Annotated in this window: 18 protein-coding genes; 14 read left to right on the top strand and 4 right to left on the bottom strand. The window is 72.8% G+C overall.

Annotated elements, in window-relative coordinates:
* Positions 1 to 53: 53 nt before the first annotated feature.
* Positions 54 to 311, bottom strand: a complete 258-nt coding sequence (locus tag ACQP12_RS26320) for a DUF6703 family protein (protein ID WP_433282824.1) — start codon at positions 309 to 311, stop codon at positions 54 to 56.
* A 27-nt stretch (positions 312 to 338) separates the two neighbouring features.
* On the opposite strand from ACQP12_RS26320, the gene ACQP12_RS26315 reads away from it, so the two are divergent.
* The 4 genes from ACQP12_RS26315 to dusB all read left to right on the top strand — a co-directional run bounded on the left by ACQP12_RS26315 (position 339) and on the right by dusB (position 4,034).
* Complete coding sequence (locus tag ACQP12_RS26315) at positions 339 to 680, top strand: antibiotic biosynthesis monooxygenase family protein (RefSeq protein WP_357939196.1); 342 nt, start codon at positions 339 to 341, stop codon at positions 678 to 680.
* 142 nt (positions 681 to 822) lie between these two features.
* Positions 823 to 1,317: an Rv0361 family membrane protein gene (locus ACQP12_RS26310; RefSeq protein WP_357940030.1), complete on the top strand. Its 495-nt coding sequence runs from the start codon at positions 823 to 825 to the stop codon at positions 1,315 to 1,317.
* Between the two features lie 113 nt (positions 1,318 to 1,430).
* Positions 1,431 to 2,810, top strand: a complete 1,380-nt coding sequence (locus tag ACQP12_RS26305) for a glycine--tRNA ligase (protein ID WP_357939198.1) — start codon at positions 1,431 to 1,433, stop codon at positions 2,808 to 2,810.
* 132 nt (positions 2,811 to 2,942) lie between these two features.
* On the top strand, positions 2,943 to 4,034 hold the full coding sequence (dusB, locus tag ACQP12_RS26300; protein ID WP_433289459.1) for a tRNA dihydrouridine synthase DusB: 1,092 nt from the start codon (positions 2,943 to 2,945) through the stop codon (positions 4,032 to 4,034).
* A 65-nt stretch (positions 4,035 to 4,099) separates the two neighbouring features.
* On the opposite strand, the gene ACQP12_RS26295 is transcribed toward dusB, so the two are convergent.
* A complete protein-coding gene (locus tag ACQP12_RS26295; RefSeq protein ID WP_433282821.1) occupies positions 4,100 to 4,753 on the bottom strand; it encodes a C39 family peptidase in 654 nt (217 codons plus the stop codon).
* Positions 4,754 to 5,895: 1,142 nt separating this feature from the next.
* Complete coding sequence (locus ACQP12_RS26290; protein ID WP_433282820.1) at positions 5,896 to 7,659, bottom strand: beta-N-acetylhexosaminidase; 1,764 nt, start codon at positions 7,657 to 7,659, stop codon at positions 5,896 to 5,898.
* A 308-nt stretch (positions 7,660 to 7,967) separates the two neighbouring features.
* Between ACQP12_RS26290 and ppdK the strand changes: the two genes are divergently transcribed.
* The 8 genes from ppdK to ACQP12_RS26250 all read left to right on the top strand — a co-directional run bounded on the left by ppdK (position 7,968) and on the right by ACQP12_RS26250 (position 17,165).
* On the top strand, positions 7,968 to 10,676 hold the full coding sequence (gene ppdK, locus ACQP12_RS26285) for a pyruvate, phosphate dikinase (RefSeq protein ID WP_433282818.1): 2,709 nt from the start codon (positions 7,968 to 7,970) through the stop codon (positions 10,674 to 10,676).
* Between the two features lie 125 nt (positions 10,677 to 10,801).
* Complete coding sequence (locus ACQP12_RS26280; RefSeq protein WP_357939206.1) at positions 10,802 to 11,152, top strand: VOC family protein; 351 nt, start codon at positions 10,802 to 10,804, stop codon at positions 11,150 to 11,152.
* A 3-nt stretch (positions 11,153 to 11,155) separates the two neighbouring features.
* Entirely contained in the window at positions 11,156 to 12,400 is a 1,245-nt protein-coding gene (locus ACQP12_RS26275) for a deoxyguanosinetriphosphate triphosphohydrolase (protein ID WP_357939208.1), read from the top strand.
* A gap of 67 nt (positions 12,401 to 12,467) precedes the next feature.
* Entirely contained in the window at positions 12,468 to 13,307 is an 840-nt protein-coding gene (locus ACQP12_RS26270; RefSeq protein ID WP_433282815.1) for a siderophore-interacting protein, read from the top strand.
* 72 nt (positions 13,308 to 13,379) lie between these two features.
* Entirely contained in the window at positions 13,380 to 15,014 is a 1,635-nt protein-coding gene (locus ACQP12_RS26265; RefSeq protein ID WP_357939212.1) for a BCCT family transporter, read from the top strand.
* 66 nt (positions 15,015 to 15,080) lie between these two features.
* Positions 15,081 to 16,055 carry an ABC transporter ATP-binding protein gene (locus ACQP12_RS26260; protein ID WP_357939214.1) on the top strand — a complete coding sequence of 325 codons (975 nt, stop codon included), beginning with the start codon at positions 15,081 to 15,083 and terminating at the stop codon, positions 16,053 to 16,055.
* The gene (locus ACQP12_RS26255; RefSeq protein ID WP_357939216.1) at positions 16,052 to 16,903 is read left to right on the top strand and encodes an ABC transporter permease; all 852 of its coding nucleotides are present in this window, start codon (positions 16,052 to 16,054) and stop codon (positions 16,901 to 16,903) included. Before ACQP12_RS26260 ends, ACQP12_RS26255 begins: the two co-directional genes overlap by 4 nt.
* A gap of 10 nt (positions 16,904 to 16,913) precedes the next feature.
* Positions 16,914 to 17,165, top strand: a complete 252-nt coding sequence (locus ACQP12_RS26250; RefSeq protein ID WP_262282095.1) for a helix-turn-helix transcriptional regulator — start codon at positions 16,914 to 16,916, stop codon at positions 17,163 to 17,165.
* Between the two features lie 59 nt (positions 17,166 to 17,224).
* Here ACQP12_RS26250 and ACQP12_RS26245 read toward each other — a convergent pair whose 3' ends face one another.
* On the bottom strand, positions 17,225 to 18,394 hold the full coding sequence (locus tag ACQP12_RS26245) for a low temperature requirement protein A (protein WP_433282812.1): 1,170 nt from the start codon (positions 18,392 to 18,394) through the stop codon (positions 17,225 to 17,227).
* A gap of 152 nt (positions 18,395 to 18,546) precedes the next feature.
* Here ACQP12_RS26245 and dnaG point away from each other — a divergent pair, with 152 nt between their 5' ends.
* Both dnaG and ACQP12_RS26235 read left to right on the top strand, forming a co-directional pair.
* Positions 18,547 to 20,439 (top strand): DNA primase, encoded by a 1,893-nt coding sequence (gene dnaG / locus ACQP12_RS26240; RefSeq protein WP_433282810.1) that lies wholly within the window; start codon positions 18,547 to 18,549, stop codon positions 20,437 to 20,439.
* On the top strand, positions 20,440 to 20,976 hold the full coding sequence (locus ACQP12_RS26235; protein ID WP_357939223.1) for a hypothetical protein: 537 nt from the start codon (positions 20,440 to 20,442) through the stop codon (positions 20,974 to 20,976).
* Positions 20,977 to 20,978 lie beyond the last annotated feature (2 nt).

Below are 20,978 nucleotides of genomic sequence, written 5' to 3'. Positions count from 1 at the left end.
TAACGAAATTGATTGTCAAAAACGCATGATTGCATGTCTGCGCAGGTCAACGGTCAGAGCAGCTTCGCCAGCGCGATCGCGATCAGCAGGGTCAGCATCACCAGCCGCAGCATCCGGGTGGCCCGCGCCTGCACCGCCCAGGTGACGGTCATCAGCCACACCAGCCCCGCGGCCAGCGCCAGCAGCAGCACCCCGCCCGCCACACCGGGCGCGAAGAGCCCGACCAGCACCAGGACCAGCGCGGCCAGGAACACCGTCGTCGGGTTGAGCCGGGCCAGCCGGGACAGCACGGGAGTCTGCGTACGCTGCATGGCACAGACTCTACGAGGAGGAACCCGGTGCTGGTCACCAACCGGTTCGTGGTGGACGCCGACGAGGCCGACGAGTTCACCCGGCAGGCGCACGCCGCGCTCACCGCGCTCGCCGCCCGCCCGGGCTACCTGCGCGGCGAACTGCTCCGGGCGCTGGACGACCCCGACCACTGGTGCCTGCTCACCGAGTGGGAGTCCGTCGGGGCGTACCGCCGGGCGCTCGGCGGGTTCGACGTCAAGGTCACCGCGGTGCCGCTTCTCGCCCGGTCGGTGGACGAGCCCTCGGCGTACGAGACGCTGGCCAGTGCCGCGCCGGACGGCGAGATCGTCGTGGTGGCCAGTGATCGGGCCGCAGGTCCTTACCGGTGAGGCCGGGGGCACTACCCTGGCGCGTATGACCGCTCCCGGGCCGGCTGCCCCACCACCCCCGCCCGTGCCCTCCGGCGTGCCGCCGGCGCCGGGATCCCCGGCCGAGCCCGGCGTCCCCGCCCCGCCGCCCGGTGTCCCGCCGGTGTCGCCGGGCGAGCCGGGCGTCCCCGCGCCGCCGCCCGGCCCCGGAGTCGCCCCGCCGTTCGCCGCGCCGCCCACCGAGGGCGGCCGGGCCCGGCTCTGGCTCGGCCTGGGCGTCGGCGCGCTGGCCGTGCTGCTCTGCTGCGGCGGGGGCGGCGCGGCCGTGGTCGGGCTCGCGGTGAGCAACGTGCAGGCCGTCGAGGAGCAGGGCCGGGCGGTCACCGACGACTACTACCAGGCGCTCGTCGTCAAGGACTGGTCCAAGGCGTACGACCAGCTCTGCGACGACGCCCGGCGGCGCGAGTCCCGGGCGGAGTTCGAGCAGCGGGTCGCCACCGAGCCGCAGGTCTCCGGCTACCGGGTGGGCGACGTCGACACCACGACGCTGACCGTGCCGGTGGACGTGACCCTGGCCGGCGGCCGGCGGGAGGCGCAGACCGTCACGCTGGCGCCCGACCAGCAGACGGGCGGCATGGAGGTGTGCGGGGTGAGCTGACCGCGCCCCGGTATTCTGCTGGGCCCGGGACCTCGGTGGTCGTACCGTTGTCCCGAACCGTCCGGTTCCACTCACATCGCCCCCGCCGACCGCCAGCCGGCGTAGGAGGAAACATGCCAGCCGACCGTATCGACGCCGTCGTCAGCCTCGCCAAGCGCCGAGGCTTCGTCTTCCCCTCCAGCGAGATCTACGGGGGCACCCGGTCGGCCTGGGACTACGGTCCGCTCGGCGTCGAGCTCAAGGAGAACGTCCGCCGGCAGTGGTGGAAGACCATGGTCCAGCAGCGCGACGACGTCGTCGGCCTCGACTCCGCGGTCATCCTGGCCCGCAAGGTCTGGGAGGCCAGCGGCCACATCGCCGAGTTCGTCGACCCGCTCACCGAGTGCCAGTCCTGCCACAAGCGGTTCCGCGCCGACCACCTCGAAGAGGCGTACGAGGCCAAGCACGGCAAGCCGCTCACCTCGCTGACCGAGCTGAACTGCCCGAACTGCGGCAACAAGGGCACCTTCACCGAGCCGAAGATGTTCAACGGCCTCATGAAGACCTACCTGGGCCCGGTGGAGAGCGACGAGGGCATGCACTACCTGCGCCCGGAGACCGCGCAGGGCATCTTCGTCAACTACAAGAACGTGGAGACGGTCGCCCGCAAGAAGCCGCCGTTCGGCATCGCCCAGACCGGCAAGTCGTTCCGCAACGAGATCACCCCGGGCAACTTCATCTTCCGGACCCGCGAGTTCGAGCAGATGGAGATGGAGTTCTTCGTCGAGCCGGGCACCGACGAGCAGTGGCACGAGTACTGGCTCTCCGAGCGCTGGAACTGGTACCTCGACCTGGGCCTCTCCGAGGAGAACCTGCGCTTCTACGAGCACCCCAAGGAGAAGCTCTCCCACTACTCGAAGCGCACCGTCGACATCGAGTACCGGTTCCAGTTCGGCGGCACCGAGTTCGCCGAGCTGGAGGGCATCGCCAACCGGACCGACTTCGACCTGTCCACGCACAGCAAGCACTCCGGCGTCGACCTGTCGTACTTCGACCAGACCAAGGGCGAGCGCTGGATGCCGTACGTGATCGAGCCGGCCGCCGGCCTCACCCGCGCGGTGCTGGCCTTCCTGCTCGAGGCGTACGACGAGGACGAGGCCCCGAACACCAAGGGCGGCGTGGACAAGCGCACCGTCATGCGCTTCGATCCACGGCTGGCCCCGGTCAAGGTGGCGGTGCTGCCGCTGTCGCGCAACGAGGCGCTCTCGCCGAAGGCCAAGCAGCTCGCCACCGACCTGCGCAAGCGCTGGGTGGTCGAGTTCGACGACTCGCAGGCCATCGGCCGCCGCTACCGCCGGCAGGACGAGATCGGCACCCCGTTCTGCGTCACCGTCGACTTCGACACCCTGGACGACAACGCGGTGACCGTGCGGAACCGGGACACGATGGGCCAGGAGCGCATCTCCCTGGACCAGGTCGAGCGCTACCTCATCGAGCGCCTGCCCGGCTGCTGACGCTGGTCACGGGGCCCCGACCGGTCGGTCGGGGCCCCGTACACTTGTGCGGTGACCGCCCCGACCCTGCCCGCGCTGCGCCCGCTGACCCTCGGCCCGCACGAGGTGTGGCCGCCCGTGGTGCTCGCGCCGATGGCCGGGATCACCAACGTCGGCTTCCGCCGGCTCTGCCGGGAGCAGGGCGGCGGCATCTACGTCTGCGAGATGATCACCACTCGCGCGCTGGTCGAGCGGAACCCCAAGACGCTCCGCATGATCGCCTTCGGCGCCGACGAGCAGCCCCGCAGCCTCCAGCTCTACGGCACCGACCCGGAGATCACCGCCGCCGCTGTGCGGATCGTGGTCGAGCGGAATCTCGCCGACCACATCGACCTGAACTTCGGCTGCCCGGTCCCCAAGGTCACCCGGCGCGGCGGCGGGTCGGCCCTGCCGTGGCGGCGCCGGCTCTTCGCCCGGCTGGTCCGGGCCGCGGTGGCCGCGGCGGCACCCGCCGGGGTGCCGGTCACCGTGAAGATGCGCAAGGGCATCGACGACGACCACCTGACGTACGTCGAGACGGGCCTCGCCGCCCAGGACGCCGGCGTCGCCGCGGTCGCCCTGCACGGGCGTACGGCCGCGCAGCGCTACTCGGGCACCGCCGACTGGGACGCCATCGCCACCCTCAAGCAGGCGCTCGACGTGCCGGTGCTCGGCAACGGCGACATCTGGGAGGCCGACGACGCGCTGCGGATGGTCGCCCACACCGGCGTCGACGGCGTGGTGGTCGGGCGCGGCTGCCTGGGCCGGCCCTGGCTGTTCGCCGACCTGGAGGCCGCCTTCAACGGGCGCACCGAGCGGCGGCTGCCGAACCTCGGCGAGGTGGCGGCGACCATGCGCCGGCACGCCGAGCTGCTGGTCGACCAGTTCGTGGCCGGCGCCCGCAACCCGGCCCGGGGCGAGCGCGACGGCTGCACCGACTTCCGCAAGCACGTCGCCTGGTACCTGAAGGGCTTCCCGGTCGGCAGCGAGCTGCGCCGCTCGCTCGCGATGATCGACAGCCTGGCCCAGCTCGACGACCTGCTCGGCAAGCTCGACCCGACCGTGCCGTTCCCCGTGGAGACCCTGGGCCAGCCGCGCGGCCGGACCAACTCCCCGGGCAGGGTCGCCCTCCCCGACGGCTGGCTCGCCAGTCGCGACGACGACACCCCGCCGGACGGCGCCGAGCTGGACGACTCCGGCGGTTGACGAGACGCGCAAAAGGGCCCGACCCCTGGTGGGGTCGGGCCCTTTTGCTGGTTGGTGCTGCTGGATCAGGAAGCCGAGTAGCCGCGGGTGGCGATCCAGTCGGCGAGGTTGTCCACGCTGATCCGGTAGGACGCGGTGTTCGGGTTGGCGCTGTCGGCGATGGTCACGGTGTGGCCGTTGTCCTGGTAGCCGACGACGCTGATGTAGTGGCCACCCTCGAAGGAGTGGGTGTTGCCGTCGGTGTCGGTGGCGGTGCCGGCGATGTTGGCGACCACGGCGCGGCCGTCGTCGACGGTGCGCACGATGTCGGCGCGCAGGGTGTCGGTCTGCTTGTCGTCGGCCTTGCCGTCCTTGATCTCGACCGAGTGGTAGCTCTTACCGGTCTCCTTGTTCAGGACGGGGGTGATGTCGTTGATGCTGTTGGTGCCGTTCTCGGTGGTGCCCATTTCCTTGGCCATGGCGTCGACGTCGATGTTCTTGCCGAGCACCGAGATGGCGTTGCGGGTGGCGGCGGGGCCGCAGTAGTAGAAGTTGGGCTGCGCCTCGTAGCGGACGTCGAGTTCCCGCTCGCCGTGGCCCTTGCGGTCGGTGGTGACCTGGGCGGTCTTCTCGGCGGGGGTGGCCTGCGCGGCGATGGCGGGCCCGGCGATACCGACGGTGGTGGCGGCGAAGCCGGCGGCGGTCAGAACGGTGTTTCGCAGCATGGTGTTGGTACGCATGATGAGTCACGCCTTTCTGTCGGGGGTTCACAGCACACGCTGATAGGGGGTGCGGTGCTGCGTGGTGAAAGTCTGTGAAGGTGCCGGGCGATCGGGGGGTGACCTGCTCGGGCGGTCCGGGGGGTGTAACCATCGGCGGCGGGGAAGTGATTCCCACACGCCTGATCCGATGTCCCGGGGATGTAACGACCGGCGGCCTGCGGTCATTCCCTGGCGCGGCCGGTGCGGACCGGTGGTGCGTGGTCCGGGGGATGTAACGGCCGGGGTCAGCGGATGATTCCCTGACTCGACCGGTGCGGGCCGGTGGTGCGTGGCCCGGGGGATGTAACGACCGGGGTCGCGGGGTGATTCCCTGCGGCCGACCCGGTGTGGTGGACCGGTGGTGCGCGGTCCGGGTGGTGTAACGACCGGCGGGGGCCGGTCATTCCGACCGGGCTGCCTCGCTCGGGGGCGGGGTGCTGCGCGGTCTGCCATGTACAACGACCCCGGCCCCGGCATGATTCCGCCCCGACGGTGGCGCCGACCACCCGCCACGACCGGCCGAAACCGGACACCCCCGGCTGAACCTGCCGGCGCAAAACGGACGGGCACCCCAGGGCGCGCACGGCGACGGCGCGGATCTTGGACAGTTACCGTTCGCAGCGAACGACAACTGTCCAAGATCCGCAGGGTGGGCGGGGTGGAGTGGGCGGAGCGGGCGACCCGGCCGGGCGGGGCCGGGTGGGCCGGTGGGCCCCATGAGCCCGGTGGGCCCCATGAGCCCCGGTGGGCCCGGTGAGCCCGGTGAGCCCGGTGAGCCCCCTGAGCACGGCGAGCCCGGTGAGCCCCCTGAGCACGGCGAGCTCGGCGAGGTCGGGGACCCGGCGACATCGGCGACCCCGGACGCCGACGTACCGGTACCGGCGTCCCGCCCCTACCACGCCCGGCACCTTGATCAAGAGGTTTGCGTCGCGGCCGGGTCGAATCCCGACGCGAACTTCTTGATCAACAACCAGCGGTCCAGGACGTCGCGCATGGCGGGCCGGTCACCTGCGGTGCGGGGTCGGGCGGGGCGGTGGGTGGAACGCCATGGGTGTCTCGGGGACGGCTGAGACACCCATGGCGTTCCACTGAAGCGCGGGGGCGCGTAGCGCCGACGCCGCTCAGTGCGTGGGGGCGGTGGTGTTGCCGGTGGGTTGGGTGGGGATGGCGGTGGTCGGCGTGGGCCACGGGACGTCGGGGGAGGGGTGGAAGGTGATGCCGGCGGCGGTCCAGCGCGGGCCGTGCCCGGCGAGCCGCTCGCGGAAGCCGGCCCAGTCGTGCGTCGACCGGGGCGACCAGCCCAGCTCGGCGACGGCGGGCAGGCGGGGGAAGAGCATGAACTCCACCTCGGCGAGGGCGGTGACCGATTCGGTCCAGAGCGGCGCCTCCACGCCCAGGACGGCCTCGGCGGGTACGCCGGTGAGGTGCGTCCCCGGATCCCAGTCGTAGGCACGGCGTACGTCGATGAGGCCCGCCCAGTCGTGCCCGATCGGGGTGTCGGCGGCGTACTTCATGTCCAGGTAGACGCGGTTGCCGGGGGAGAGGATGAGGCGGGCGCCCCGGCGTACCGCATCGGCGGTCTCGGGGTCGTCGCCGTTGGTGCCCCACCACTGGAGCACCCGACCGTCGACGTGCCCGGCCGGGGCGAGCTGGTGCCAGCCCACCACGGTCTTCCCGGTCGCCGCGACGATCGTCTGAGCCCGCTCGACGAACGCGCGGTAGGTGTCGGCCGACACCTTGAACGCCTCGTCGCCGCCCAGGTGCAGCCAGGGGCCGGGGGTCAGGGCGGCCACCTCGCCGACCACGTCGGCGACGAAGGCGTACGTCCGCTCGTCGGCGGGGTCGACGTAGCTGAAGCCGACCTCGGTGCCGGTGTACGGCGGCGGCGGGACCTTGCCGGGCGCCAGCTCCGGGTAGGCGACGAGGGCCGAGTTGGTGTGCCCGGGCAGGTCGATCTCCGGCACCACGGTGACGTGGCGGCGGGTCGCGTACGCGACGATGCGCCGGTAGTCCGCCTGCGTGTAGTAGCCGCCGGCGCCGCCACCCACCTCGGTGGTCCCGCCGACCTCGGCGAGCCGGGGCCAGGAGTCGACGGCGATCCGCCAGCCCTGGTCGTCGGTGAGGTGCATGTGCAGGTGGTTGAGCTTGTACCGGGCCAGGTGGTCGACGACCCGCAGCACGTCTTCGACGGGGAAGAAGTGGCGGGCCACGTCGAGCATTGCGCCACGGTAGGGGAAGCGCGGGCGGTCGACGATGCTGCCGCCGGGCACGGTCCAGCGTTCGGTGACCGGGGCGGCGCCGTCGATCGCGGCGGGCAGCAGCTGCCGCAGGGTCTGCGCGCCGTGGAACAGCCCGGCGGGGGTGGCGGCCGTGATGCGCACCCCGGCGCCGGTCACGTCGAGCCGGTAGCCCTCGTCACCCAGCCCGCCGGCCACGCCCGCCGCGTCGCCCGGACCCGCCGCGTCGCCCGGACCCGCCGCGTCGAACCGGCCTGCCGCGTCGGCCGAGCCTGCCGCGTCGGTCAGGGGTGCCTCCGACAGGGTCAGCACGAGCGGGCCGTCGGCGGTGGTGGTGTCGGTGACCGGCAGGGGGAAGCCGGTGGCGGGCCGTAGCCACTCGGCGAGCTGCTCGGCGACGTCCCGGCCGGCCGGGCTGACCCGGATCGCCGCGTCCGGGGACAGGGTGAAGTCCACCGCCGGGTCGGGGCGCACCTGTTCCGGGGCGGGCACCACGTCGCCGAGGCGGACCGGCGCGGGCGGCGCGAGCAGGTCGCCGGCCGCGCGGGCGGCGGTGCGGGCCAGGTCGGCGGCGGCCGGTTGCCGGTCGGGGAGGCGGTCGAGCGGCTCGGGACCGGTTTCGGCTGGGGTGGTGGGGATGGTCGGCACGGCAGCGGCTCCGGGGTGTATTTGCGCCGGATATGGCAATGGTCAGGTTCAGCAGAACCAGTGCCGTCAAGCGTACGAGGGGAATCGGAATTGCGTGATAGTGCGCGTGGAAGCGTTCCCAAAAACCGGTACGGACGCGGATAGTGGTGACTGTTGTGCCGATTGTCACCGAACGGTCCCAGGCCACTCGAAGTTCGCTTAACCTTCGCCCACCGATCGCTGACGAGCCGGGATTACCGGTGGTCGCTCCCGGGGTATGTCCGAACTGAACCTTCGTTAAGTGTCAATGGCGCGCGTGGGAGGCTCTGGTGGCAGCGCAAGAGACGGTCGAGCACAAGTACGTCTACGACTTCGCCGAGGGCAACAAGGACCTCAAGGACCTGCTCGGCGGCAAGGGGGCCAACCTGGCCGAGATGACCAATCTCGGCCTGCCGGTCCCGCCCGGCTTCACCATCACCACCGAGGCCTGCAAGGCGTACCTGACGACCGGCCGGGAGCCGGACGGGCTGGCCGCCCAGATCGAGGCGCACCTGGAGTCCCTGGAACGGGAGATGGGCCGCAAGCTCGGTGACCCGCAGGACCCGCTGCTGGTCTCGGTGCGCTCGGGCGCCAAGTTCTCCATGCCCGGCATGATGGAGACCGTCCTCAACGTGGGCCTCAACGACCGCAGCGTGGTCGGGCTCAGCGCGCAGGCCGGCGGGAACGACCGCTTCGCCTGGGACTCCTACCGCCGGCTCATCCAGATGTTCGGCAAGACCGTCTGCGAGGTGCCGGGCGAGGAGTTCGAGCACGCGCTCGACGACGCCAAGCGCGCCAAGGGTACGCAGAACGACCTCGACCTGGACGCCGACGACCTGCGCGGGCTGGTCGACGCGTACAAGAAGATCTTCGCCAAGCACACCGGCCGGGAGTTCCCCCAGGAGCCGCGCGAGCAGCTCGACCTGGCCATCCGCGCGGTCTTCGAGTCGTGGAACGCCGAGCGCGCGGTGGTCTACCGCCGGCAGGAGCGGATCCCGGCCGACCTGGGCACCGCGGTCAACGTGGTGGCCATGGTCTTCGGCAACCTCGGCGCGGACTCCGGCACCGGCGTCGCCTTCACCCGGGACCCCGCCAGCGGCGCCCAGGGCATCTACGGCGACTACCTGGCCAACGCCCAGGGCGAGGACGTGGTGGCCGGCATCCGCAACACCGTGCCGTTGCAGGAGCTGGAACAGCTCGACAAGAAGTCCTACGACGAGCTGCTCGACTACATGGCCCGGCTGGAGGAGCACTACAAGGACCTCTGCGACATCGAGTTCACCATCGAGCGCGGCAAGCTCTGGATGCTCCAGACCCGGGTCGGCAAGCGCACGGCGGCCGCCGCGTTCGTCATCGCCGGGCAGCTCGTCGACGAGGGCCTGATCGACCTGGACGAGGCGCTGCACCGGGTCAACGGCGCGCAGCTCGCCCAGCTCATGTTCCCGCGCTTCCAGCTCGACCACGAATTCCAGCCGGTCGCCAAGGGCATCGGCGCCTCGCCCGGCGCGGCCTCTGGCAAGGTGGTCTTCACCTCGGCCCGCGCCGTCGAGCTGGCCGCCGAGGGCGAGTCGGTGATCCTGGTCCGCCGGGAGACCAACCCGGACGACCTCAGCGGCATGATCGCCGCCAAGGGCATCCTCACCTCGCGCGGTGGCAAGACCAGCCACGCCGCGGTGGTGGCCCGGGGCATGGGCAAGACCTGTGTCTCCGGCGCCGACGAGCTGGACGTCAACGTGCCGGCGAAGAAGTTCACCGTGGCCGGGCAGACCGTCAACGAGGGTGACGTGGTCTCCATCGACGGCACCACCGGCAAGGTCTACCTCGGCGAGGTGCCGGTCATGCCGTCCGAGGTGGTGCAGTACTTCGAGGGCAGCCTCGACCCGGAGCACATCGACAACCCGCTGGTCCGCGCCGTACACCGGATCATGACGCACGCCGACGCCACGCGGCGGCTGCGGGTCCGGACGAACGCCGACACCGGCGCGGACGCGGCCCGGGCGCGGCGGTTCGGGGCCGAGGGCATCGGCCTGTGCCGCACCGAGCACATGTTCCTCGGCGACCGGCGCGAGCTGGTCGAGCGGCTGATCCTCGCGTCCACCGACGAGGAGCGGCAGACGGCGCTCGCCGCCCTGTTGCCGCTGCAGCGGGACGACTTCGTCGAGATCTTCCGCGAGATGGACGGCCTGCCGGTCACCGTGCGGCTCATCGACCCGCCGCTGCACGAGTTCCTGCCCCCGCTGGAGCAGCTCGCGGTCAACGTGGCGGTCGCCCAGGAGCGCGGCGAGGACGTGGCCAAGGAGGAGGCGCTGCTCGCCGCCGTCCGGCGGATGCACGAGGAGAACCCGATGCTGGGCCTGCGCGGCGTCCGGCTCGGCCTGGTCATCCCCGGCCTGTTCGCCATGCAGGTCCGCGCGATCGCCGAGGCCGCCGTCGCGGTCACCCGGGACGGCGGGTCCGCCTGCCCGGAGATCATGGTCCCGCTGGTCGGCGCGGTGCAGGAGCTGGAGACGGTACGCGCCGAGGCCGAGAAGATCATCGCCGAGGTGGTCGGGGACAGCGGCGTCGAGGTGCTGATCGGCACCATGATCGAGGTGCCCCGGGCGGCGCTGACCGCCGGGCAGATCGCCGAGGCCGCGCAGTTCTTCTCCTTCGGCACCAACGACCTCACCCAGATGGGCTGGGGCTTCTCCCGCGACGACGTCGAGGGCGCGTTCTTCTGGCGCTACCTGGAGCTGGGCATCTTCGGCATCTCGCCGTTCGAGTCGATCGACCGGGACGGCGTCGGCCGGCTGGTCCGGATCGCCGCCGACGAGGGCCGGGCGGCGCGCCCGGGGCTGAAGCTCGGCGTGTGCGGCGAGCACGGTGGCGACCCGGAGTCGGTGCACTTCTTCCACGAGGTCGGCCTCGACTACGTCTCCTGCTCGCCGTTCCGGGTCCCGGTCGCCCGGCTGGAGGCCGGCCGCGCGGTTCTCACCACCACCGGTTCCGACTCCCGCTGACGGCGTGACGCTTCCGGGGCCGCCGACGCTCAAGTCGGCGGCCCCGCGTGCGTCCGGGCGCGCCATTCCGGCCCGCCGGGCGTAACCTGGGCTCCCGCGTACGTGTCGATCAGGAAGGTGGCCGCATGACCAGCGTCTGGGAGAACCTGACGGTCGACGCCCAGGACCCGTCCCGGCTCGCCCACTGGTGGGCGGAGGCGCTCGGCTACCAGGTGATCAGCGACAAGCCGGACGAGGTGGAGATCCGCCGCACGGCCGACACGCTGCCCGGCATCGTCTTCGTCCCGGTCAGCGGCCCCAAGGAGGGCAAGAACCGGCTGCACATCGACCTGCGCCCGGCCGACCTGGAGGCCGAGGTCGAGCGCCTCGTCGACATGGGCGCCCGGCACGTCGACATCGGGCAGGGCGAGGTGGACTGGACCGTGCTGTCCGACCCGGAGGGCAACGAGTTCTGCGTCCTTCGGCAGCGGGGATGAGGGTTGGCCGCCGGTTCCGGCGCTGACGACGCGGCGCGCCTGGTCACCGAGGCGCCCAAGGACACCGGGTACGGGCGGTCGCCGTACGAGCGGGACCGGGCCCGGGTGCTGCACTCGGCGGCGTTCCGCCGGCTCGCCGCGAAGACCCAGGTGCACACCGCGGGCACCGACGACTTCCTGCGTACCCGGCTGACCCACTCGCTGGAGGTGGCGCAGATCGCCCGGGAGATGGGCGCCCGGCTCGGCTGCGACCCGGACGTGGTGGACACCGCCGGGCTGGCGCACGACCTGGGTCACCCGCCCTTCGGGCACAACGGCGAGGACGCCCTGGACACGCTCGCCGCCGACTGCGGGGGCTTCGAGGGCAACGCGCAGACGCTGCGGGTGCTCACCCGGCTGGAGGCCAAGGTGCTCGCCCCCGACGGCGGCTCCGCCGGGCTGAACCTGACCCGCGCCTCGCTCGACGCGGTCGCCAAGTACCCGTGGGAGCGCCGGCCCGGCCGGCGCAAGTTCGGGGTGTACGCCGACGACCGTCCGGTCTTCGCCTGGCTGCGGGAGGGCGCCCCGCCCGGCGACCGGCGCTGCCTGGAGGCGCAGGTGATGGACTGGGCCGACGACGTGGCGTACTCGGTGCACGACGTCGAGGACGGCATCCACGGCGGCTACGTCAGCCTGCGCCCGCTGCTGGTCGACGCCGACGAACGGCGGGCGCTCTGCGCCGACGTGGCGGCCGCCTACTCCGGGGAGGCCCCCGAGGACCTGGGCGAGGTGCTGGCCGAACTGCTCGCCGATCCGGCGCTCGCGCCGCTCGCCGCGTACGACGGCAGCCACCGGGCGCTCGCCGCCCTGAAGACCACCACGAGCGTGCTCACCGGCCGTTTCGTGTCGACCGTGGTGGCCGCCACGCAGGAGCGCCACGGCCCCGGGCCGCACCGCCGGTACGCCGCCGACCTCGTGGTGCCGCGCCGCATCCGGGCCCGGTGCGCGCTGCTCAAGGGCATCGCGCTGCGCTACGTGATGCGCCGCCCCGGCGCCGGCACCCGGTACGCGCAGCAGCGGGAGATCCTCGCCGACCTGGTCGCTGCCCTGCTCGACCGGGCTCCGGACGCGCTCGACCCGGTCTTCGCCCCGCTGTGGCGGGCCGCCCCGGACGACGCCGCCCGGCTGCGCGTGGTGGTCGACCAGGTGGCCTCGCTCACCGACCCGGCCGCCCTGGCCTGGCACGGCCGGCTGGCGGCGGGCCGCTGACCCCCCGACGGTCGGCAGCCGGACAGCCCGGTGGGAGAGATCAGCGACTTAGGCTAGCCTAAGAAGCATGACGGAGCAGCGCCCGAAGAAGCTCACCGCCGCCACGGTCGTCCGGACCGGGCGGCCCACCCCGCACCTGATCCGCCTCGTGCTCGGCGGTGCGGAGCTGACCGGCCTGCCGGTGGGCGCCTACACCGACCACTACGTGAAGTTCGTCTTCCCGCCCGCCGGGGTGAGCTACCCGCACCCGACGGACCTGGCCACCATCAGGCGCGAGTTCCCGGCGCAGCAGTGGCCGCGGCTGCGGGCGTACACGGTGCGGGCCTGGGACGCGGCGGCCGGCGAGCTGACCGTGGACGTGGTGCACCACGGCGACGAGGGGCTGGCCGGGCCGTGGGCGGCCGCGCTGCGCCCCGGCGACCGGGTGCTGTTCGCCGGCCCCGGCGGCGCGTACGCGCCGGACCCGGCGGCCGACTGGCACCTGCTGGCCGGGGACGAGAGCGCGCTGCCGGCGATCGCCGCCGCGCTGGAGCGGCTGCCCGTGGGCGCGCCCGCCAAGGTCTACGTCGAGGTGGGCGGTCCCGCCGACGAGCTGCCGCTGGCCAGCGCGGGCGCGGTCGAGCTGCGCTGGCTGCACCGCGCCGGCCGTCCCGTGGGTGAGCCGCTGGTGGAGGCGCTCCGCGCGCTGGACTTCCCGGCCGGCCGGGTGCACGCCTTCGTGCACGGCGAGGCCACCGCGGTGAAGGAGCTGCGCCACCTGCTGCGGGTCGAGCGTGGTGTGCCCCGGGGCGACCTGTCGATCTCCGGCTACTGGCGGCGCGGCATGGATGACGAGGGCTGGCGCTCCACCAAGGCGGCCTGGAACGCCCAGGTCGAGGCGGAGGAGTCGGCCGTCCTCCCCGTCTGATCGACCGCCGGCCCGCGACGGTCCTGCGTCGTTCGGCCCCGGCGGGGTCACCCGCCCGCTGAGGATGGGGCCATGGCGGAGCAGGTGCGGCAGGACCGGCCGGTGCAGCGTGCCGACCGGGTGGTGCTCGGGCTGGGCGTGGCCGGCGTGCTGGCGGTGGTGGCCTGGGGTGTGCTCGGCGGCGGATCCCTGGCGGCGTTCGGGAAGTCCGGGCTGGCCTGGGTGATCGGCACGTTCGGCTGGTTCTTCGTGGTGGCCGCCGACGCTTTCCTGGTGCTGTCCGTGGTGCTCGCCGCGTCCCGGTTCGGCCGGATCCGGCTCGGCGCCGACGACGACGAGCCGGAGTTCAGCACGCTGGCCTGGGTGTCGATGATGTTCAGCACCGGCATGGGCATCGGCCTGGTCTTCTACGCCGTCGCCGAGCCGATTCAGCACTACGCCGCGCCGCCACCCGCCGCCGGGGTGCAGCCGCAGACCGGGCCGGCCGCCGCGGCGGCCATGCAGTACACCCTCTTCCACTGGACCCTGCACCCGTGGGGCATCTACGCGGTCGCGGCGCTGGCCCTGGCGTACTCGACCTTCCGCAAGGGGCGCGGCAGCCGGATCTCGGCGGCGTTCGTGCCGCTGCTCGGCGCCCGGGCGTACGGGCCGGTCGGGCAGGCGATCGACCTGCTGGCGGTGTTCGCCACCGTGTTCGGTTCGGCGACCAGCCTCGGGCTCGGCGCGCTCCAGGTCACGGCGGGCCTGGACAGCGCGACCGGCGTGCCGGACAGCACCGGGGTCGAGCTGGTGGTGATCGCCGCGCTCACCGCCGCGTTCGTGATCTCCGCGTTCACGGGCCTGCACAAGGGGATCAAGTGGCTGTCGACCAGCAACGTGGTGCTGGCGGTGGGTCTGATGGTCTTCGTCTTCGTGGCCGGCCCGACCATCTACACGCTGGAGGTGCTGCCCGCCTCGGTCGGCGACTACCTCAGCCACCTGGTGGTCATGTCCACCCGCACCGGAGCCTTCACCGACCCGGCCTGGCTGGGCTCGTGGACCATCTTCTACTGGGCCTGGTGGATCTCCTGGGCGCCGTTCGTCGGCATCTTCATCGCCCGGATCTCCCGTGGGCGCACGGTCCGGGAGTTCGTCACGGGGGTGCTCCTGGTGCCCAGCGGGGCCAGCGTCGTCTGGTTCGCGATCATGGGCGGCACCGCGCTGCGGGTGCAGCAGAGCGGCACCCGGGACCTGGTCGCCGACGTCGGGGCGAGCGCCGAGAACGCCCTCTTCGGGCTGCTGCACGCGCTGCCCCTGGCGACGGTCACCACGGCGGTGGCGGCGGTGCTGGTGGCGCTCTTCTTCATCACCGGCGCCGACTCGGCCGCCCTGGTGCTCGGCTCGCTGAGTTCCCGGGGCGCGCTGCGGCCGCACCGGGGGGTGGTGGTGCTGTGGGGCGTACTCATCGGGGCGGTCGCGGCGGCGCTGCTGCTGGCCGGCGGCCTGGCCGCGTTGCAGCAGGCCACCATCCTGGTGGCGCTGCCGTTCGTGGTGGTCATGCTGGGCCTGGCGGTCGCCCTCGTGCGGGAGATGGCCGCCGACCCGGCGGTGCGGCCGCGGCCCGGCCCGCGCCGGTCGGGCCTGGCCGCCGCGGTGCGTGCCGCCCGGTCGTACGAGGAGGAGAACCCGCCGCCGGTGACCCGCTGGTTCCACCGGCCCGGACGCTGACCTGACCGGTTTCCGACGCGGAGCGGGTATACCTCGGGTTGTAGTAGAGGTGCTACATTTCGCGGTATGACTGCGGTCGAACTACCGGGGGCCGCGACGGCTCCCCACCCGCCCGACGAGGATCTGGTCCTCGACGTCCGCGACCTGCGCATGCGGTACGGCACCGTCGACGTGCTGCACGGGGTCGACCTCACCGCCCGGCGCGGCGAGGTGCTCGCCCTGCTCGGCCCCAACGGCGCCGGCAAGACCACCACCATCGAGATCCTGGAGGGCTTCCGGCTGCGTTCGGCCGGGTCGGTCCGGGTGCTCGGCGTCGACCCCGGCCGGGGTGACGAGCGCTGGCGCGCCCGGTTGGGCGTGGTGCTCCAGTCCTGGCGTGACCACGGCAAGTGGCGGGTCCGGGACCTGCTGGCCCACCTCGGCGACTTCTACGCGCCGTACGCCACCGACCGGATCGCCCGGCCGTGGCCGGTCGACGACCTGCTGGACACCGTCGGCCTCACCGCGCAGGCGGACCAGCGGGTGGCCCGGCTCTCCGGCGGCCAGCGCCGCCGGCTCGACGTGGCGGTCGGCATCGTGGGCCGCCCGGAGCTGCTGTTCCTGGACGAGCCGACGGTCGGCTTCGACCCGGCCGCCCGGCGGGAGTTCCACGAGCTGGTGCACCGCCTGGCCGACGACGACGAGACCACCATCCTGCTCACCACCCACGACCTGGACGAGGCGGAGAAGCTGGCCGACCGGATCCTCATCCTGGGCGGTGGCCGGATCATCGCCGACGGTTCGCCGGACGAGCTGTCCCGCCGGGTCGCCGGTGACGCGGAGATCCGCTGGACCCTGGACGGCGAGCGGTTCGTGCACGCCACGGGCGACGCCACCGCCTTCCTGCGCGACCTGCTCCGCGAGCACGGCGACCGGGTGCAGGAGCTGGAGGTCCGCCGGGCCAGCCTGGAGGACGCGTACATGGCACTGGTCTACGAGGAGGAATCCGGGGTCCGGACCGGCCGGGCCGACCGGGTGTGGCAGCAGGGGAGCGACCGATGAACCCGACGATGGCGGCCGTCCGGGCCGGTGTCCGGCGCGGCCTGATCGAGCTGCGCAACACCTTCAGCAACGGCCAGGACCTGTGGAACTACCTCTTCCCGACGGTGGCGCTGCTGGTCACGATGTTCTTCATGCGCGGCTCCACCGTGCCCGGGACCTCCTTCTCGCTCGGCGCCCGCACGCTGCCCAGCGCGCTCGGCATGGGCCTGGCCTTCGGCGGCATGCTGGTGCTCGCCTCACAGCTGGTCATGGAGCGCGAGGACGGCACCCTGCTGCGCGCCAAGGCCACCCCGAACGGGATGCTCGGCTACCTGATCGGCAAGGTCACCCTGATGTCGACGGTGGCGCTGCTGAGCATGCTCCTGCAGCTCGTCTCGGCGCTGTTCTTCCTGGACGGGCTCCGGCTGGGCAGCGCCTCGGCCTGGTTCACCCTGCTCTGGGTGGCGGTGCTCGGCCTGGTCGCCACCCTGCCGATGGGCGCGGTCCTCGGCTCGCTGATCGAGAACCCGCGCAACCTCGGGCTGGTCATGCTGCCGAACATGGGCCTCATCGCCCTGTCCGGCATCTTCTACCCGATCAACGGCTACCCGGGGTGGCTGCAGGCCGTCGCCCAGGTCTTCCCGATCTACTGGCTAGGGTTGGGCATGCGCTCGGCGCTGCTGCCCGACGGCATGGCCGCGGTCGAGCTCGGCGGCTCCTGGCGCCACCTGGAGACGTTCGGCGTGCTCGGCGCGTGGGCCGTGCTCGGGCTGGTGCTGGCCCCGGTGGTGCTGCGGCGGATGGCCCGGCGGGAATCCGGCTCGCGGGTGGCCGCCCGCCGCGAGCGGGCCATGCAGCGGGTCGGATGAGAGGGCGCCGATGAGCGAGGTCGTGCACAACCGGATCGCCGTGCTGCGTGCCGAACGGGGGATCTCCCGGCGGCAGCTCGCCGACGCGCTGGGCGTGCACTACCAGACGGTCGGCTACCTGGAGCGGGGCGAGTTCCGGCCCAGCCTGCACCTGGCGCTGCGGATCGCCGCCTACTTCGAGGTGCCGGTCGAGGTGGTCTTCTCCATCGAACCGTTCCCGCGGATCGGCGACGCCGCCGCCGGGGCCGGCCGCTCGGCGTGACCGCCGGCGCCCGCTCGGTGCTCCGCGGCGAGCCGAGCGGCGCGCCGGATGCCGCCCGCTCAGTCGGGAGTGGTGAGCGCCATCCCCTGGTCCCTCCGTTCCCTGCCCAGCACGGCGGTGAACAGCACTGCGTACGTGGCGATCGCCGCGCTCAGCAACACCAGCACCAGGAACGGCGAGGAGACGGCCAGGGCGATCGCCCAGACCGAGGCGATGCCGTACCCGGCGCCCAGCGCGGCGGGCCGCGAGACCCGGATCGCCAGCCAGTACAGGCCCAGCCCGCAGACGAGCCAGAGGGTGGCCGAACCGGCCAGCAGCAGGCGTACTTCCCTGGTCAGGACTATGTCGCCGTGGACCGCCCGGACCGTCTGCCCGAGCGCCCACCCGAGCAGCAGCAGGCCGCCGCTGAGCAGGTAGTGCAGGTAGGTGTAGGGCTGACCGCCGCGTAACCGCTGGATCGGGATGCCGCCGCCGATGTAGCTGGCGTAGATCCACCAGATCGCCGCCGGCACGACGGAGGCCACCGCCGCGGTGAGGACCATGGTCCGGTCCGGGTAGTCCGGCACCGTGGCGAGCAGATTGGCCACGGTGCTGCCGAGCACGATGATGACGAACTGGCCGACCCGCTCCGGCAGGTGCCGGACGTCCACCGGCCACCGGCTCAGCCAGCGGTAGCCGACCCAGGGCGTGGCGAGCTCGACCACCGTCCCGGTGATCCAGAACACCGGCCGCAGGTGCGCGGGGACGGCCAGTGAGGTCAGCCAGATCAGCCAGCCGAGCCCGAATCCGATCAGGTAGACCAGGGTGCCCGCCCGAGCCACTCCGGGGGGCGGGCGGCCCCGGAGGTAGAGCAGGAGCAGCACGCCACGGACGATCAGGTAGCCGATCGGCAGCATCGGGCCGCGGGGCACCTCGTCCACCCCGAGGGTGATCGCCCCGGCGCCGAGCAGCGAGAGCAGCATCAGCAACCGGTGTGGCAGGTCGTCCGCCTCGTACCGGGTGGCGTAGAAGGCGTGGCCCACCCAGGCCCACTGCACCACGAGGAAGAGCCCGAACGCGGCGAGCACGCTGCGCGGCCGAGGGCTCGGGTCCTCGCCGAGCCGGCTCACCACCTCCGCCAGGGCGAAAACGAAGATCACGTCGAAGAAGAGCTCGAACCAGGTCGCGTGCCGGTGGCTGGCCTTGTCGGCGACCGTCACCGGCCGACGTACGCCCAGCCTGCCAGCCAACCGGTCCCACCATGCTCCGCGGTCCTGTCTCCCCCGCATCTGCTCATGATCGGCGCACCGGCGCGGCAGCGGAGGCGAAAACGGCCGAGTCGGTCGCGATCCGGCTCACCCGGCGTGCCCCCGGGCGCGGATCGTCGGTCCGGCAGGGCAGGATGTACGCCGAGGAGGTGGCGGAGATGGCGGGGCGGATCCGGGACGAGGACATCGCGCTGGTCCGCGAGCGCACCTCCATCGCCGAGGTCATCTCCGACACGGTGACGCTCAAGTCGGCCGGCGGCGGCAACCTCAAGGGTCTCTGCCCGTTCCACGACGAGAAGAGCCCCTCGTTCAACGTCTCGCCGGCCCGCAACGTCTGGTACTGCTTCGGCTGCGGTGCCGGCGGGGACGCGATCAAGTTCCTGATGGACGCCGAGCACCTGAGCTTCGTCGAGTCCGTCGAGCGGCTGGCCGGCCGCACCGGCATCCAGCTGCGCTACGTCGAGGACGACCGCTCGGCCCCACGCCCCCGCCCGCAGCAGGGCCAGCGCCAGCGCCTCGTGGCCGCGCACGCCGCCGCCGTCGAGTTCTACCGCGCCCAGCTCACCACGGCCGGCGCCCGGGCCGCGCGGGAGTTCCTCGCCCAGCGGGGCTTCGACCGGGCCGCCGCCGAGCGCTACGGCTGCGGCTTCGCCCCCGACGCCTGGGACCTGCTCACCAAGCACCTGCGCCAGCAGGGCTTCACCCACGACGAGCTGGTCACGGCGGGGCTGTCCCGCCCGTCCCGCTCGGGCAGCCTGATCGACCGGTTCCGGCGCCGGCTGCTCTGGCCGATCCGCGACCTCACCGGCGACGTGATCGGCTTCGGCGCCCGCAAGCTCTTCGACGACGACGACGGCCCGAAATACCTCAACACCCCCGAGACGCCGATCTACAAGAAGTCGCACGTCCTCTACGGCATCGACCAGGCCAAGCGGGAGATCGCCAAGCAGGGCAAGGTGGTGGTGGTCGAGGGCTACACCGACGTGATGGCCTGCCACCTGGCCGGCGTGCCGACCGCCGTGGCGACCTGCGGCACCGCGTTCGGCGCCGACCACATCGGGGTGCTGCGCCGGCTGCTCATGGACACCGACGCCGTGGCCGGTGAGATCATCTTCACCTTCGACGGGGACGCCGCCGGCCAGAAGGCCGCCCTGCGCGCCTTCGAGGACGACCAGCGCTTCGTCGGGCGCACCTTCATCGCGGTCAGCCCCGACAACATGGACCCGTGCGAGCTGCGCCTGGCCAAGGGTGACCTCGCGGTCCGCGACCTGGTCGCCCGCCGGGAGCCGCTGGTCGACTTCGCGCTCCGCCACATGATCAACCGCTACGACCTGGACACCGTCGACGGCCGGGTGGAGGCGATGCGCCGGGCCGCCCCGCTCGTCGCCAAGATCAAAGACCGGGAGAAGCGCCCCGAGTACGTCCGCAAGCTCGCCGGCGACCTCGGCATGGAGATCGAGCCGGTGCAGCGCGCGGTGCTGGCCGCCGCCAACGGGCAGCCCGCCGGCGCGGCGGCCGCACCCGCCCGCCCCGCGCCGGCCGCGCCCAGCGTGGACAGTCCCCAGTCGATGGTCGAGCGGGAGGCGCTGAAGCTCGCCCTCCAGGAGCCGGTGCTGGCCGGCCCGATGTTCGACGCGGTCGAGGCGGCCGAATACCGGCACCCGGTGCACGTGGCCCTCCGCGCGGCCATCGCCGCGGCCGGCGGCGCGGCGACCGCCCCCGGCGGCGCGGTCTGGATCGAGCAGGTCCGCGACGCCTGCGACGACCTGGCCGGCCAGGCGCTCGTCGGCGAGTTGGCCGTGGAGCCGCTGCGCATCGACGGCGAGCCCGACCCCCGATACGTCTCGATCACCATGGCCCGCCTCCAGTGGGGCTCGGTGACCGGGCGGATCAAGGACCTCAAGTCGAAGATCCAGCGGATCAACCCGGTGAGCAACAAGGACGAATACTTCGCCCTCTTCGGGGAACTGCTCTCGCTGGAGCAGCACGCGCGGGCACTGCGCGAGCAGGCCGCCGGAGGGCTCTAGATGGGACTGTTCAACCGCAAGCCCAAGCTGCCGCCCGCCGACCGGCCGCCGCTGCACGACGACGAGCGGGTGCTCGCCTGGGCTGCCGTCGGCAACGGCGAGGGCGACGGCATCGTGGTGGCCAGCAACCTCGGGCTGTGGCTGCCCGGCCGCGGGGAGCGGATCGGCTGGCACGACGTCCTCAAGGCGGTCTGGTCCGGCCGCGAGCTCACCGTCACCCCCGCCGACCGGGTCGGCGAGCGGGCCGGCTACCTCGTGGTCGCCGACTGCCCGGCCGAGACCTACCTTCTGCTCGACCCGGGCGACCTGCCCCACCAGGTGCGGGCCCGGGTCACCCGCTCGGTCGCGTACACCGCGCACCATGCGGTGCCCGGCGGCGCCGGCCGGATCGCCGCCCGCCGGGTGCCCGGTGTGGACGGGCTGACCTGGACGGTGCGCTACGACCCGGGCACGCCCACCGACGACGAGGCGGTGGCCGCCGAGACCGACCGGCTCGTCGCCGCAGCCCGGGCCGCCACCGCCCCCGCTGACCTCTGAGC

It is taken from the genome of Micromonospora sp. CA-244673, from assembly GCF_050948395.1.
Lineage (GTDB): Bacteria > Actinomycetota > Actinomycetes > Mycobacteriales > Micromonosporaceae > Micromonospora.
The sequence above is the reverse complement of the archived record's forward strand: the minus strand, read 5'-3'. Positions and strand labels throughout refer to the sequence as shown.

Excerpts from the sequence above, each read along its gene's own strand:
- ACQP12_RS26320 (WP_433282824.1), bottom strand. The coding sequence starts at position 311 with ATGCAGCGTACGCAGACTCCCGTGCTGTCCCGGCTGGCCCGGCTCAAC.
- ACQP12_RS26305 (WP_357939198.1), top strand. The coding sequence starts at position 1,431 with ATGCCAGCCGACCGTATCGACGCCGTCGTCAGCCTCGCCAAGCGCCGA.
- dusB (WP_433289459.1), top strand. The coding sequence starts at position 2,943 with ATGGCCGGGATCACCAACGTCGGCTTCCGCCGGCTCTGCCGGGAGCAG.
- ACQP12_RS26295 (WP_433282821.1), bottom strand. The coding sequence starts at position 4,753 with ATGCGTACCAACACCATGCTGCGAAACACCGTTCTGACCGCCGCCGGC.
- ACQP12_RS26280 (WP_357939206.1), top strand. The coding sequence starts at position 10,802 with ATGACCAGCGTCTGGGAGAACCTGACGGTCGACGCCCAGGACCCGTCC.
- ACQP12_RS26270 (WP_433282815.1), top strand. The coding sequence starts at position 12,468 with ATGACGGAGCAGCGCCCGAAGAAGCTCACCGCCGCCACGGTCGTCCGG.
- ACQP12_RS26265 (WP_357939212.1), top strand. The coding sequence starts at position 13,380 with ATGGCGGAGCAGGTGCGGCAGGACCGGCCGGTGCAGCGTGCCGACCGG.
- ACQP12_RS26260 (WP_357939214.1), top strand. The coding sequence starts at position 15,081 with ATGACTGCGGTCGAACTACCGGGGGCCGCGACGGCTCCCCACCCGCCC.
- ACQP12_RS26255 (WP_357939216.1), top strand. The coding sequence starts at position 16,052 with ATGAACCCGACGATGGCGGCCGTCCGGGCCGGTGTCCGGCGCGGCCTG.
- ACQP12_RS26250 (WP_262282095.1), top strand. The coding sequence starts at position 16,914 with ATGAGCGAGGTCGTGCACAACCGGATCGCCGTGCTGCGTGCCGAACGG.
- dnaG (WP_433282810.1), top strand. The coding sequence starts at position 18,547 with ATGTACGCCGAGGAGGTGGCGGAGATGGCGGGGCGGATCCGGGACGAG.
- ACQP12_RS26235 (WP_357939223.1), top strand. The coding sequence starts at position 20,440 with ATGGGACTGTTCAACCGCAAGCCCAAGCTGCCGCCCGCCGACCGGCCG.